13 protein-coding genes are annotated in these 15,792 nt (G+C 31.0%); all 13 read right to left on the bottom strand.

Annotation, left to right across the window (positions count from 1 at the left end; translation table 11 throughout):
• Positions 1 to 47: 47 nt before the first annotated feature.
• Entirely contained in the window at positions 48 to 929 is an 882-nt protein-coding gene (gene tsf, locus HZY82_RS02700) for a translation elongation factor Ts (protein ID WP_179938587.1), read from the bottom strand.
• Between the two features lie 106 nt (positions 930 to 1,035).
• Positions 1,036 to 1,749 carry a 30S ribosomal protein S2 gene (rpsB, locus tag HZY82_RS02695; RefSeq protein WP_135155855.1) on the bottom strand — a complete coding sequence of 238 codons (714 nt, stop codon included), beginning with the start codon at positions 1,747 to 1,749 and terminating at the stop codon, positions 1,036 to 1,038.
• A 205-nt stretch (positions 1,750 to 1,954) separates the two neighbouring features.
• Positions 1,955 to 3,679 (bottom strand): thiol reductant ABC exporter subunit CydC, encoded by a 1,725-nt coding sequence (cydC, locus tag HZY82_RS02690; protein WP_179938585.1) that lies wholly within the window; start codon positions 3,677 to 3,679, stop codon positions 1,955 to 1,957.
• Positions 3,672 to 5,381, bottom strand: a complete 1,710-nt coding sequence (gene cydD / locus HZY82_RS02685) for a thiol reductant ABC exporter subunit CydD (protein ID WP_135155853.1) — start codon at positions 5,379 to 5,381, stop codon at positions 3,672 to 3,674. The genes cydC and cydD overlap by 8 nt, the downstream gene beginning before the upstream one ends.
• Before the next feature lie 3 nt (positions 5,382 to 5,384).
• Positions 5,385 to 6,413: a cytochrome d ubiquinol oxidase subunit II gene (gene cydB, locus HZY82_RS02680; protein ID WP_135155852.1), complete on the bottom strand. Its 1,029-nt coding sequence runs from the start codon at positions 6,411 to 6,413 to the stop codon at positions 5,385 to 5,387.
• Between the two features lies 1 nt (position 6,414).
• Positions 6,415 to 7,794 (bottom strand): cytochrome ubiquinol oxidase subunit I, encoded by a 1,380-nt coding sequence (locus HZY82_RS02675; RefSeq protein WP_135155851.1) that lies wholly within the window; start codon positions 7,792 to 7,794, stop codon positions 6,415 to 6,417.
• Positions 7,795 to 8,047: 253 nt separating this feature from the next.
• The gene (gene rpsD / locus HZY82_RS02670; protein ID WP_135155850.1) at positions 8,048 to 8,650 is read right to left on the bottom strand and encodes a 30S ribosomal protein S4; all 603 of its coding nucleotides are present in this window, start codon (positions 8,648 to 8,650) and stop codon (positions 8,048 to 8,050) included.
• 393 nt (positions 8,651 to 9,043) lie between these two features.
• Positions 9,044 to 10,471 carry an Asp-tRNA(Asn)/Glu-tRNA(Gln) amidotransferase subunit GatB gene (gene gatB, locus HZY82_RS02665; protein ID WP_135155849.1) on the bottom strand — a complete coding sequence of 476 codons (1,428 nt, stop codon included), beginning with the start codon at positions 10,469 to 10,471 and terminating at the stop codon, positions 9,044 to 9,046.
• Positions 10,472 to 10,486: 15 nt separating this feature from the next.
• Entirely contained in the window at positions 10,487 to 11,944 is a 1,458-nt protein-coding gene (gatA, locus tag HZY82_RS02660) for an Asp-tRNA(Asn)/Glu-tRNA(Gln) amidotransferase subunit GatA (RefSeq protein ID WP_135155848.1), read from the bottom strand.
• Between the two features lie 20 nt (positions 11,945 to 11,964).
• On the bottom strand, positions 11,965 to 12,255 hold the full coding sequence (gene gatC / locus HZY82_RS02655) for an Asp-tRNA(Asn)/Glu-tRNA(Gln) amidotransferase subunit GatC (protein ID WP_179938584.1): 291 nt from the start codon (positions 12,253 to 12,255) through the stop codon (positions 11,965 to 11,967).
• A gap of 135 nt (positions 12,256 to 12,390) precedes the next feature.
• Positions 12,391 to 13,014: an MBL fold metallo-hydrolase gene (locus HZY82_RS02650; protein ID WP_135155846.1), complete on the bottom strand. Its 624-nt coding sequence runs from the start codon at positions 13,012 to 13,014 to the stop codon at positions 12,391 to 12,393.
• 64 nt (positions 13,015 to 13,078) lie between these two features.
• Positions 13,079 to 13,807: a zinc metallopeptidase gene (locus HZY82_RS02645; RefSeq protein WP_483299220.1), complete on the bottom strand. Its 729-nt coding sequence runs from the start codon at positions 13,805 to 13,807 to the stop codon at positions 13,079 to 13,081.
• Positions 13,808 to 13,904: 97 nt separating this feature from the next.
• On the bottom strand, positions 13,905 to 15,749 hold the full coding sequence (typA, locus tag HZY82_RS02640; protein ID WP_135155845.1) for a translational GTPase TypA: 1,845 nt from the start codon (positions 15,747 to 15,749) through the stop codon (positions 13,905 to 13,907).
• Positions 15,750 to 15,792 lie beyond the last annotated feature (43 nt).

Raw genomic sequence — 15,792 nt, 5'->3', positions numbered from 1 at the left:
CCATTCTTTTAAAAAAGCACACACTACTATCGTGTATGCTTTTTATATTAGTTACCTCTTACTTGGTTCATTACTTCTTCAGCAAAGTTATCTTCTTTTTTCTCGATACCTTCACCAACTTCATATCTAACAAACTTAGTAAGCTTACCACCTTTAGAAGCTACAAATTGTTCAACAGTCATACTGTCATCTTTAACAAATTTTTGTTTTGTAACGCAGATTTCTTCTAAATATTTATTTAATCTACCTACAATCATTTTTTCAACGATTGCTGCTGGTTTACCTTCGTTTAATGCTTGTTCAGAAAGAACTTTTTTCTCACGATCTAATTCTTCTTGAGGAACTTGAGACTCATCTAAATATTTAGGGTTTAAAGCTGCAATGTGCATCGCAACATCTTTAGCAACTTCTCCATCAGTAGTTCCTTCAACTAATGTAAGAACACCAATTCTCCCCCCCATATGAGAGTATGTTCCGAATGAGTCTGCATCAGTCTTAGTTATTACTTCAAATCTTCTTAATGATAACTTTTCACCAATTGTTGCAATCCCATTATTTATAAGTGTTTCTATTGTTTCATCACCCACAGATACTGCTAGTGCTTCTTCAATTGATTTTGGTTCAGCTTTAAGAATTACATTACCTACTTCTTTTACTAATTCTAAAAATTTTTCATTTTTTGCAACGAAATCAGTTTCTGAGTTAATTTCTAGAACTAATGCTTTGTTTCCTTCTTCCACTAAATATGTAATACCCTCAGCAGCTATACGATCTGCTTTTTTAGCAGCTTTCGCAATACCATTTTCTCTTAAGTAATCGATTGCTGCATCGATGTCTCCATTAGTAGCGATTAACGCTTTTTTACAATCCATCATACCAGCACCAGTACGTTCTCTTAATTCTTTAACTTGAGCAGCTGTTATAGCCATAATTAATTTCCTCCATTTTTTATTATTATATCTTTAACCTTAATGTTAATACGATGATTATAATAGTGCATTACTCGACGCACTATTTATAATCATTATCGAGAAATTATTCTTCTTCAGCAGCCACTTCTTCAACATTTCCTTCATTATAAGCAACAAAGGCGTCTGCCATTTTAGCCGTTAATAATTTCACAGCACGAATTGCATCATCATTAGCTGGAATAACATAATCGACATCATCTGGATCACAATTTGTATCTACAATACCTACTACTGGAATTCCTAATTTTTTAGCTTCTGCTATGGCATTATGTTCTTTTTTAGGATCAACTACGAACATTGCATCTGGCATGTTTTTCATTTCTCTAATTCCACCTAAGAATTTATTTAATCTATCATACTCTTTACGCAATTCGATTACTTCTTTTTTTGGTAAAACTTCAAATAGGCCATCTTCTTCCATTTTTTCAATTTCAGAAATCCTATCAATACGTCCTTTAATTGTTTTATAGTTAGTTAAAGTTCCACCTAACCAACGATGGTTAATGTAGTATTGACCTGATCTCTCAGCTTCTTCTTTAATAGCATCTTGTGCTTGTTTCTTTGTCCCTACAAATAACATCTTTCCACCTTGATCAGCTACTGATTTAACAAATTCATATGCTTCATCTACTTTTTTTACAGTTTTTTGTAGGTCGATAATATATATTCCATTTCTTTCTGTGAAAATATATTTATCCATTTTAGGATTCCATCTTCTTGTTTGATGTCCGAAATGAACTCCTGCTTCTAATAATTGTTTCATTGAAATAACTGGCATAGTTATTTTCCTCCTTGGTTTTTCCTCCGATATCTTCATATTAATTATAGACATGAGCACCAAATAACTAAATCAAATATCGTGTGTATTATTTAGTTGAATCTAATTCAACCTAAATTATTATATATTATATTTTGGTAAAAATCAACAATTTAACATTAAAAATACAGGTATAGCAGGAAATATTCCTGCTATACCTGTATTTTTAATATCCTCTATCCATATCATACAAATTCTTATATTTATAATTACTTTCATAAAGTTCTTCATGCGAGCCATCCATCTCTATTTTTCCATTATTAATGAATATTATTCTATCCATGTATTCTATAGAGTTTAAATGATGTGTTATCCAAATAATTGTTTTATTATCATTATTTTTAAAAATAGTGTTAAGTAAATCAGTTTCCGTTTTTGGATCTAATCCAACAGTAGGTTCGTCTAATAATAATAATTCATTATTTTGAATTAGAGTTCTTGCCAAGGCAATACGCTGTCTCTCTCCCCCTGAAAATCTAGTTCCAGATTCATATACATTTGTATATATACCATCCGGTAGCATATCTATTGTTTGTTTCATTTGTGATTTCTCTAAACTATCTTCTATCCGAGAGATAGAGATGACATTTTTTGAATCTATATTAGATAATTCTAAATTATCTTTAATACTCATATCGAAAAGATATGGTTTTTGATTCAACATAGATATTTTTTTACCTAATAAATTCTCACTTGGCAAGTTTCCAAATACTTTTATACTACCTTCATAATCTTTATAAGTTCCCGTTATTAATTTAATAAGTGTTGATTTACCGACTCCACTTCTTCCAAGTATAGCAACTTTTTCGCCTTTTTTCACACTCAAAGATATGTCATTTAAAATCATTTTAGTATTATCATAAGCAAATTTTAAATTTTTAATTTCTATTATATTATTATAGTTCGTTTCATTATACTCAACATTGTCCACTTCTTCTTTATTAGAATAAAATTCTTTCACTCTATCTATAGAGATTTTATATGTTGGTATATGCGATATAGCTTCTCCCGTCATTAATACTACAGATAAAACTGATAATGCTATCATACAAAAAGATGCTATATATACATTTTCAATAGTATTATTAATTGACATATTCATACAAGAATAAATCATAAAGGTTACAACTAAAGTTGCTAAAAATTGTAATGTGATCTCTCTCAAGTGAACTATTGATTTTATTTTTTTTTCAGCCTTAATAATCTCAATTTCATTTGTTTTGTACTCATGTACAAGATTTTCAACCTTATTTGCCGAAATAAAATCCGTTATTCCTAGTACTGCACTCGTAAGATTAGTATATAATTTATGTTTGCTTTTTTTTACTATAACTTGTTTATTTTTTGTTAAATATAATGAGAGAAAAGGAACTACAAATATTATAAAAAAACCGAATGTAAGTGCCAATAATGAATAATAGTAATCCAACGGAACCATTATAGCAATAAATACTGTATATACAATTAATGATATGATAGCTGGAAAAATAGTTTTCAAGTATATATTTTGTAAATGATCAATATCTTCCGAAAGTAAACCTAATAAATCTCCCGATTTATATTCTTTTTTTAACCTTAAAGCCATAGGTTCTAAAATAATATAGACCTTACTGCGCATTTTTTCTATCAATTTCAAAACTAAATCATGGCCTATTAGCCTATGTAGATATGAAAATACAGATTGAGTAAGCGAAAAAGTTCTTGTTAAAACAGCAGGAACCTGTAGCAATAAAATATTTCCAATTTTTAATGCCGATTTACTGATCAAAAAACCTGAAATATACATAAGACCAATTCCACTTACAGCCGATATTACACCTAAGATAACAATAAGATTAATTTTAAATTTATTATTTTTGAGTTCATTTCTAATTATCGATGTCTTATTCATATCTTTCTCCCACTAAAGACTTTTTTAGATCCTCATATTTATTGTCTTCTCTAAAATTATCTAATTTTTCAAAATACTTAACTTTTCCTGATTCTATATTTAAAACATAATCCATATCGTTCAGCCAATGTAATCTGTGTGTTGCTATTATTACTGTTCTATCTTTAAAAAGTGCCAGTAATTTTTCTTTTATTTCAAACTCAGTTTCAATATCTAAATGACTAGTAGGTTCATCTAATATTACAACTTTTCTATCACTAAGAAGTGCCCTTGCTATTGCTATCCTTTGTGCTTGTCCACCACTAAGTTCTCTTCCACCTTCACCAATTAGAGTATCATATCCTTTATCTAAACCTTTAACATAAGTATCTAAACCAACAAGTTCGGTAACTTTATCAAGTTCTTCTGCACTGGATGGTTTATCTAAATAAAACTCTAAATTACTTCTGATTGAAGCTGGAAAAATATATGGAAACTGTGATATATAGGAAATGTGTTCAATCCAATTAGAGTTTTTTAACCCTACATTTTTTTCATTTATTTTTATATCTCCACTTGAGTTATTTGATATCCCTGATAAAATAGAAATTAGACTTGTCTTTCCAGATCCACTCTGACCTACAATACAAATTCTATCTCCCTCTTTTATGGTGAATGATATATTATCTAATACAGCTTTTTCTTCTTTTATTAAACTTACATTTCTTAATTCTAATTTTTTAAAATTACAAATTTTTTCATAATTATTTTTTGACTTATCTTGTGTATTTATAATATTTATAATTTCTTCATAAGCTACTTGTCCGTTTAGACTCGCATGATAATCAGTTGCAGCCTGTTTCATGGGTAAGAAAAATTCAGGAGCTATCAGTAATACTGTTAAAGCTGGTAATAAATTAGTATCCCCTGCTAATAAAAGTATTCCTAACCTTACAGCCAAAAAAGCAATCGCAAGTGTCGTCAATATATCTAATGCAAAGCTATTTAAAAATGCATATCTTAGTGTGAGCATAGTACTTTTTCTATACTCACTATTCTTTTCTTCCATTATAGGTAAATAATTTTTAGCTATTCCTAAAAATTTAAGACTTTCAATACCTCGTATAGTATCAACAAAATTATTTGATAGAATTCTATATTTTTTATATTGTCTGTCTGCCATATCTCTTGCTGTAACACCCAAAAGAATCATAAATATTACTATTACCGGTATAAATGATGATATCATAAAAGCTGAAACCTTATCTGTGTAAAAAGTAAACCATACTACTAATATAGGTATTATAACACTACGTAATTTTTTGGATACATTTAGTTCAAAATAATTTTTTACTTGTGCTATACCTTCAATTGATAAGGTAATTAATTTCCCTGTCCCTTCCTTGCTAGTAAATTCTGCTCCTTTCTTAAAATATGAATATATTAACTGTTCACGTAAAGAAATCTCCAACTTTTCTGCTTCTTTCTCTGTAAAATATTGTTGTAAATGCAGAGATACTGTTCTGAAAAAATATCCTATAAAAAATAATAATACATAATTAAAAATATTATACTCGCTCTCAAATAAACTAACTATTGTTTTAGCTAAAAAGGCAGTCTGTAAGATTATACAAACTGCCTCTACTATTGATAAGAATAATAATATTATGTACAAGCTCTTTTTTACAGGAAGACTCACTTTACTCTTCCTATATTTTGACATACATTAATACTCCAATTCATCTTCTTTTCTTAAACGTTTTTTGAAAATTTTATAGGCCCAGACTTGGTTCCCTATAACTATCGGCATCATAAATACCCCTACTATTGTCATTAATTTAAGAGTGTATTCACTACTCGCTGCATCATATATAAATAACGACTTAGAAACATCTTCACTATTAATTATGGCTCTAGGAAACATACCTGAAAATACTGCCAAAGTTAAAAATCCTAAAGTTCCTGATGTTGCAAGAAAAGCTTTTAAATCTTGATTTTTCTTATTTAGAATATATGATATTACAAAGAAAATTACGGCAATTATTGCAAAAATTAAACCAATATAATAATTTCCAGTTAAAATATCTGTCTTAACTAAGGCCCAGCCTGCAAATATCAGTGTGACTATGGCTGCTAGTGGGAATAATAAACTAGATGCTTTTTGTGCACGTTCTCTTAAATCACCTACAGTTTTTAAAACTAAAAATTGTGCACCGTGTACCAACATGATTAATAGCATCATTAGTCCACCTAATAAAGCGAATGGTGATAATAGTCCTAGAAAACCATCCACCATATTCTTACTTTCATCTAATCTAGCACCAGTCATAAAATTCGCTACGGCTACTCCCCATAATACAGGAGGTAAAAAACTTCCTACTAGCATTGCTGTATCAAAGGTTGTAATCCATTTTCTATTATTTCCTAATTTTCCGCGAAATTCAAATGAAACCCCTCTAAGAATTAATGCTACTAGCATTAAAACAAATGCAATGTAATAACCACTAAATAATTTTCCATACCATATTGGAAAAGCAGCAAACATAGCACCACCACCAGTTAATAACCATACTTCATTAGCATCCCAAAATGGGCCAATTGTATTAAAGTATACTCTTTTTTCTAGATCATTTTTACCTAAAATTTGGGAAAGAACACCTACTCCAAAATCATAACCTTCAAGTATAAAAAAACCAGTGAATAAAACCGTGATTAATATATACCATATATTTGATAACAAAATAGCTGTATCCATATTAAACTACCTCCCTTATTGTCGCTTCTTTTTTCTTCATCATATATCTGAATATAATAAATTGGGCTAATCCTAAAATAGCATACAATGTAGAGAATACTATAAGTGAAAATAGTACTGATTCAGCTGATATTGGAGAAACTCCTTTATATGTTGGCATTAATCCAAAAATTATAAAAGGCTGTCTTCCCATTTCAGCATAAACCCAACCTGTTGCAGTTGCCAATTCTGATACCAAAATCATCCAAGGAACTGTGTGTAAAAACCATTTATATTTAAGTTCCTCTCTTCTAAATGACAATATAGTTCCTAGCAGTGCCACTCCAATTAACAGTACCGAAGAACCTGACATTACTCTGAATGCATAAAATATTATTGTAACATCTGGAATATAATTTAAATGCTCTCCTAAAATAGGATAATATTTAGCATCCAATTCTTCCTGCAGAGTTTTCATTCCTTTTAAAGATCCTTCAAATTTATCAAAGGCTAAAAAGCTTAATAATCCAGGAACTTCTATTATTGGTTCAGCAACCTGTTGCTTTTCATCAATTTTTGCTAAAACTGTAAATGGTGCCGGATCATGAGTATCTTCATATATTGCTTCTGCGGCAGCAACTTTCATAGGGTATTCTCTGACTAAATACTGCATTTGTGCATGTCCCGTAATTCCTAAACCTAACGATGATATTAAAGCTGTGATTATAGAAATTCTAAATGCTTTTCTAAACATAGCAACTTCATGTCCTCTAACCATTTTCCAGGCAGAAATACCCGCTATAACAAACGAACCAACAGCAAAACATGCAGCCATTACGTGTGGAAATTGATTCCATAGATATGGATTCTGAATAATTGCTAAGAAATCAACCATTTCAGCCTTTTGGCCAATAACTGGATTCTCAACTATTTTATATCCTACAGGTCTTTGCATAAATGAATTTGCTGATAAAATCCAAAATGATGATAGTATAGTTCCTATTGAAACTAACCATATACACATTGCGTGTAGTTTTTTACTAATTTTATCCCATGAAAATATCCAAATACCTATAAATGTAGATTCAAGATAAAATGCTAACAAGGCTTCAATTGCTAGTGAAGGTCCAAAAACATCTCCAACAAAAGAAGAATATTCCGACCAGTTCATACCAAATTGAAACTCTTGTAATATACCAGTTACAACTCCTACAGCAAAGTTTATTAAAAATAAATGACCAAAGAATTTCGTAATTCTCTTGTAGTGCTCATCACCAGTTCTTACATACATTGTCTCAAAAACTGCTACTAGAAAAACCATTCCAATGGTAATTGGTACAAAGAAAAAGTGAAATATCGTTGTAGAAGCAAATTGTAACCTTGAAAGTAATAATAAGTCCACTTTGCGCTACCTCCTTTATATAAATATTAAATTTTAAAATAATAAAACATTTTATTACAATTCTTATTCTAACACAATAAATATTTTTTTAAAACAAATGATTATAAAAATTCATATAAAATTCACAATTACTGAAATATTAATCTTAAATGGTATATTATTGTAATAGTACATAGATTATTTTTAAAATATAGGATCCATATTTATAGTTAAAAAATCCACTATAAACACTAGTTTTATAGTGGATTTTTTATTAACGAGAATAGTACTCAACTATTAACTGTTCATTAATTTCTTGATGTAATTCACTTCTTTCTGGAAGTCTTACTAATGAACCTTCAAGTTTATCTGCATCAAAAGTTAAATATTCAGGTACGAAGTTATTAACTTCCACTGCCTCTTTGATTATTTCTAAATCACGTGATTTTTCACGAATAGATATAACCTGACCTGATTTTACTTGATAAGATGCGATATCTACTTTTTTACCATCTACTAACACATGACCATGATTTACTAATTGACGTGCCTGTCTGTTAGTACGAGCTAGTCCTAAGCTATAAACAACTGAGTCTAATCGTGTAGCTAATAGAGCCATAAAGTTTGTACCGTGTAGACCTTGTAATTTTCCTGCTTTATCAAATAATTTGCGGAATTGTTTTTCATTCATACCGTGTAAGTAACGAAGTTTTTGTTTTTCTTGTAATTGTAATCCATATTCAGATAATTTTTTTCTTTGACCTGGACCATGCTGTCCTGGTGCGTAAGGACGTTTTGCTAACTCCTTACCAGTACCGCTTAGTGATATACCTAAACGACGAGATTTCTTCCAAGTTGAACCTGTAAAACGAGCCATTTATATGCTCCTCCTTTTTCTTTTTGTTTTTGGGTAAAACAAAAAGCATAAATACTGTTGTTGTATATGTTATAAAAATGGAACTTCACCAAGCAGCATAGGTTACGAGTTGCCACGCATTAGCGTATAACATAGAGGCAATAACAAATATTTCACTGCTATTATTTTACACTTTGAATATTCTAACATGTATAAGTATATATGTCAAGAAAAGTATTTAAAATTCTTAATTTAAAATATAAAAATTAAAAACTACTTACAATGTCTATTTATTCAATAAATCATATGTAAATTCAAATTTTCCAAATAAACTTTCACTTTAATATTGTTACTTAGATTTATTATTACTACTATATACAGTCACTAAACAATTAAATTTTTCCAAATTATATTTTATCTTTTAGCTATTTCCTCTAGCAACATTTTGTTTATCAACTGGGGATTTGCCTGACCTTTCGAAGCTTTCATTATTTGTCCTACTAAAAATCCAATTGCTCTATCTTTTCCATTTTTGAAATCTTCAATTGACTGTGGATTAGCATTTAAAGCTTCATTTATCCAAATTAATAATTGCCCCATATCAGAAATCTGTACTAAATTTTTACTCTTAACTATTTCTTCTGCTGAACCCCCATTTTCTATAAGCTCTGCAAATACTTTTTTTGCTATTTTAGATGAAATAGTTCCATCTGTAATCAGCGTTATCATCCCTGCTAAATTTTCACCTGTTAATTTTGTTTCTGCCAATTCCTTTTGTTCTTTATTTAAATATGCATTAACATCAACCATTAAATAATTAGATGCTAATTTAGCATCTGCTCCATTTCTTACTGCTTCTTCAAACATATCTGACATTTCTTTTGTTAACGTAAGAACATGAGCATCATAAGCGGGTAATCCTAATTCATCTTGATATCTCTTTCTTCTTGAATCTGGAAGTTCTGGTATTGTTGCTCTTACTTTTTCCATCCAATCATCAGAAATTAACATAGGAACTATATCTGGTTCTGGGAAATATCTATAGTCATCAGATCCTTCTTTAACACGCATTAGCTTAGTAGTCCCTGTTGTTTCATCAAAGCGACGAGTTTCCTGTTTGATTTCACCACCTGATAAGATTACTTGCTCTTGACGTTTTTTTTCAAATTCTAGTCCCTTTTTTACAAAAGTAAATGAATTTAAATTTTTTAACTCTGTCTTAGTTCCAAATTTACCTTGTCCATATGGTCGAATAGAAATATTAGCGTCACATCGCATTGAGCCTTCTTCCATCTTAACATCAGATACTTCTATATATTGAATTATTGAACGTAGTTTTTCTAAATATGCATATGCTTCTTCTGGAGTACGAATATCTGGTTCAGATACTATTTCAATTAAAGGTGTTCCTTGTCTATTTAAGTCAATTAATGAATATCCATTTTTATGAGTTAATTTACCAGCATCTTCTTCTAAATGGGCACGTGTTATACCTATTCTCTTAGTTTTTCCGCCTACTTCTATATCAATCCATCCATTTTCTCCAATCGGTTGATCAAATTGTGAAATTTGGTATGCTTTTGGATTATCTGGATAAAAATAGTTTTTTCTATCAAATTTTGATTCTTTAGCTACAGTCATATTAAGAGCCATAGCAGTCTTCATTCCCCATTCCACAGCACGTTTATTCACTACTGGCAAAACCCCTGGATAACCTAAATCGATTACACTTGTGTTTGTATTGGGTTCCGCACCAAAATGTGCCGGAGATGATGAAAAGATTTTTGAATGTGTTTTTAATTCTACGTGAACTTCTAGTCCAATTACTGTTTCAAAATGCATTTTTTTCTCCTGATATTAAAGTTCTATTTTTTTATCATGTAGGTTGTAATGTTGTTCAAAATTATAAGCTACATCATAGATCGTTGTTTCTGCGAACGGTTTTCCTATGATTTGCATACCTATTGGACGTTTACCCTTAAAACCACAAGGTATACTTATAGCAGGCAGACCAGCCATATTAATAGGTGTTGTCAAAATATCATTAGCAAACATAGTTACTGAATCAGAAATCTCTTCTCCTATATTAAATGCTACTGTTGGAGTTGTTGGTCCGATAATCACATCATAATTTTCAAATACTTTATCGAAATCATTCTTAATTAATGTACGAACTTTTTGGGCTTTCTTGTAGTATGCATCATAGTAACCTGATGATAAAACATAAGTTCCCAACATAATACGACGTTTTACTTCTGATCCAAACCCTTCTCCACGAGTTTTTTTATAAACTTCTTCTAAATTTGATGCTTCTTCATTTCTGTACCCATATCTGATTCCATCAAAGCGTGAAAGGTTTGAACTTGCCTCTGCTGATGCAATAATATAGTAAGCTTCTATTGTATTAATTGTATTAGGTAATGATACTTCTTCTACTATTGCTCCTTGTGATTCTAAATATCTTACTGCTTTTTTCACCGATTCTTTAACTTCTACATCTATACCATCACCAAAATATTCTTTTGGAAGAGCTATGCGCAGACCATCTACATCTCCAGTAATAATTTCGCTAAATTTTGGAACATCTATTGGTGCTGATGTCATATCATTTTCGTCTAGCCCCGAAATTATTTCTAAAACTCTAGCATTATCTTTAACTGTTCTGGTCATTGGTCCTATTTGATCTAGTGAAGATGCGTAGGCAACAAGTCCAAATCGTGATACACGTCCATAAGTTGGTTTCAAACCTATAACTCCACAATATGAAGCAGGTTGCCTCACAGATCCTCCAGTATCACTACCTAAAGTAAATGGAACTTGTCCGGCTGCAACAGCGGTAGCAGACCCTCCAGAAGATCCTCCTGGAACTGCAATTAAATCATGGGGGTTTCTTGTTAATTTATAATAAGATGTTTCAGTAGATCCACCCATAGCAAACTCATCCATATTTAATTTACCAACAATAATTGGATTTTCTTTATGTAATTTTATCATAACAGTTGCATCATATATTGGATTAAATCCTTCTAAAATTTTTGATGCACACGTTGTATCTATATTTTTAGTTATGATGTTATCCTTTATTCCCATAGGGATACCAAAAAGCTTCCCTGTATTTTTCCCTTGTTCTTGTTTAAGATCAAGTTCTTTTGCTTTTTCTAAAGCTACTTCCTCAGTTATAGAAATAAAAGAGCCTATCTTATCATCTGTAGTTTTAATCTTTTTAAAAGAAGCCATTGCTAGTTCAGATGGCTTAATCTCTTTATTTTTTAATTTCAATTCTAAATTTTCAATTGATTCATACATTAAAGTCATTAAAATTCTCCTTTATAATATTACTCAATAATTGTAGGTACTTTAAATTGCCCTGCCTCTTTTTCATAAGCATTCTTCAAAACTTTTTCTTTATCTAATCCTGTTTGCGATATATCTTCTCTAAATACATTCATTAAATCTAAAACATGATATGTTGGTTCAACATTATCAGTATTCACCGATGATAACTTCTCTACCAATGTTACAATTTTCTCTAATTGTTCTGTATATACTTCCATCTCCTCTTCTTTAACTTCAAGGCGAGATAGGTGAGCAATGTGTTCAACTTGTTCTTTTGTTATTTTTGACATATTATCCTCCAAGATAAAAATTCATTACTAAATAATATCATATTTATTTCGTTTTATCAATTTTAAAAAAATAATATAACAATTAATTTCGTACTGCACTAGCGTCTCCTATGCTCTATTCTACTTACATACTACCTAAATAAGATTTAAATCTTTTTCTCTTCCAATAGTTGTTTTATCTCCGTGACCAGGATAAACAATTTTTTCTTCGTTTAGCTTAAATAATACATTATGCAGAGAATTTTTTAATTTTTTCAAATCAGAACCTGGTAAGTCATATCTACCATAACCATTTCTAAACAGAGCATCTCCAACTATAACAAAATCTCCAAAATCAAATGACAAACCTCCCGGTGAATGTCCAGGTGTTGGTAATACTTTAAATTTTATACCTGCTAGTTCATATTCTCTATAGTTCTCAAATTCAAATTCTGCTAAGTTAGTTCGAATACTTTTATTTAACCCAAAACTTGAAGATAAATTTAATTCTGGTGATTTCAACCACTCATTTTCTTTGCTAGAAACATAAACTGGAACTCCAAAATATCTCCTAGTCTCCTCTAAACTCACTATATGATCAAAATGTGTATGTGTAAGTATTATAGCCTCTACTTTTAAAAATTTTGATTCTACCTTATCTTTAATTTTATAAAATCCTGCTCCTGGATCAACTATTATAGCCCTTCCCAGCCTATGAATTATATAACAATTTTCATCTACCATATCCATTACTAGTTTTTCTATTTGTATTTTTGTCATATTATCCTCCTTTTATATCATATCATAAAATAAAATAGAGTAGATTTCCTCTACTCTATTTTTATTAGTCTCTTTTCTGCATTGATAAAAGTATCATTACAAATCTAATTAATTCCATCAAAGCTACAGCTGCAGCGGCTACATAAGTTAAAGCAGCAGCAGTAAGAACTTTTTTACAGTGTCTCTTTTCCTGGTCATTAACAATACCTAGCTCAACAACTTGCTCTAAAGCTCGTTTTGATGCATCGAATTCTACGGGTAGTGTCACTACCTGGAATAGAACAGCGAACAACATGAAGAACACTCCAATCCAAGCAATTGTGACTCCAAATGATGAAACCATGTATGATAATCCCATACCCACCATTATTAAAATCATAGAAAGATTTCCTCCTAAATTTGCCAATGGCACTAGTGAATGCCTCCATCTCATCGGCTTATAATCAGCTACTTTATCTTGGATAACATGTCCAATTTCATGCGCTGCAATTGCAACAGAGGCTACTGTTGGTTGTGAATACACTATAGGTGATAATACAACTACATTTTCAGCTGGATTATAATGATCTGATAATTCAACTTCTCCTCTTATAACACGAACATCAGTAATTCCATTAGCTTTTAATATTATCTCAGCGACTTCTTTTCCAGTTAAACCAGAAAGTGTTCTTACTTGCTTATATCGATTATAAGCACTTTTTACTTTCCACTGGGCTAAAAGTGGCAATAGCATTAATAGTGCAAAATAGAACAACATTGATCCTGACATTCCATATAACCCTATATTTGTCATTCCTGGCATTATAATTTTCTCCTTATATTTTAATTAAATATTCAGTATTTAAATATTTAGAAAGATTATATCATATTTATACTTGGAATTCTACTTTTTATTCTTCAGCATATTTTGATTTTCTCGCAAGTCTTTCACGAATAGATTTATCTAATTCTTTTTTACGTAATCTAATCGATTCTGGTGTTACTTCTAGATATTCATCATCATTTAAATACTCTAAACTTTCTTCTAAAGTCATAATCTTAGCTTTCTTTAGAGTTACAGTTTGATCTTTGGTAGATGAACGTACATTTGTCTGTGCCTTTGCTTTTGTAATATTTACAGTTAGGTCGTTTTCCCTGCTATTTTCACCAACAATCATACCTCCATAAACATCTGTACCTGGCTCTACGAACACAGTTCCCCTATCTTCTAAACCCGTAATTGAGTATGCTGTTGCTTGTCCATTTTCTTGAGCAACTAAAACTCCATTTCGACGTCCTCCAACTCTCCCTTTTTGCATTGGTTGATAAGAATCAAATGTATGATTTAAAATTCCATATCCTTTTGTCATAGACATAAACTCTGTTCTATATCCAATAAGACCACGAGCCGGAACATTAAAAATAAGCCTTGTCTGTCCATTTCCATCAGCCTGCATATCCACCATATCTCCTTTTCTTTGACCAATAGATTCGATTACTGCTCCCACTGCCTCATCTGGAGTATCAATTTGTACTCTTTCTACTGGTTCACAGTCTATTCCATCTATATTTTTAATGATTACTTCTGGTTTAGATACCTGGAGTTCAAATCCTTCACGACGCATGTTTTCAATAAGTACTGATAAGTGTAATTCTCCCCTACCACTAACTATCCATGAATCGTTTCCTGCCTGTTCAACTCTTAATGAAACATCTGTTTCTAATTGTTGCATTAATCTGTCATCAATTTTACTTGCAGTAACCCATTTTCCTTCTTTACCCGCAAATGGTGAATTATTGACAAGAAAAGTCATTTGTAATGTGGGCTCATCAATGTGTAATACTGGAAGTGCTTCTTGATGGTCTATCGGACACACTGTTTCACCAACGTTAATATCATCCATACCACTTACTGCTACGATATCTCCTGCTTTAGCTTCTTGAATTTCTTCACGTTTTAGCCCGAAATAACCAAATATTTTTGTAACTCTAAAGTTCTTAGTTGTACCATCAAGCTTAATAAGAGTTACTGCGTCCCCTACTTTCATACTACCTCTAAACACACGTCCAATTCCAATACGTCCCACATAGTCGCTATAATCTAGCAAAGCTGTTTGAAATTGTAACGGTTCGTCGCTGTTATCAATCGGAGCTGGTACATAATCTAAAATTGTATCGTATAAACACTTCATATTTTCATCTTGATTAGATGGATTACTATCTAGTGATGCCGTTCCGTTAATAGCTGATGCATAGACTACTGGGAATTCTAATTGATCTTCATCCGCACCCAGCTCAATAAACAAGTCAATAACTTCATCAACAACCTCATCTGGTCTTGCAGAATCTTTATCAATTTTATTCACAACTACAATTGGTTTTAAATGTTGTTCAAGCGCCTTTTTAAGTACAAATCTAGTTTGAGGCATTGTACCTTCATAAGCATCAACCACTAAAAGTACACCATCTACCATCTTCATAATACGTTCTACTTCCCCACCAAAATCAGCATGTCCTGGTGTATCAAGAATATTAATTCTTTTACCAGCATAATCAATAGCGGTATTTTTGGCCAAAATCGTTATCCCTCGTTCACGCTCTAAATCGTTAGAGTCCATTGCTCTCTCTTCAACGTACTCGTTAGAACGAAATATTCCTGATTGTTTTAATAGCTCATCAACTAAAGTAGTTTTCCCATGGTCAACGTGAGCTATGATTGCTATATTTCTAATATCTTCTCTTAATTTTACAGACATTAATTTTCTCCTTAAATAAATCTAATCTATAAATATTATCATA

The sequence above is a fragment of the Gemella sp. GL1 genome (assembly GCF_013415365.1).
Lineage (GTDB): Bacteria > Bacillota > Bacilli > Staphylococcales > Gemellaceae > Gemelliphila.
Note: the sequence above shows the minus strand (reverse complement) of the source record. Positions and strands in the feature narration are given on the sequence as shown.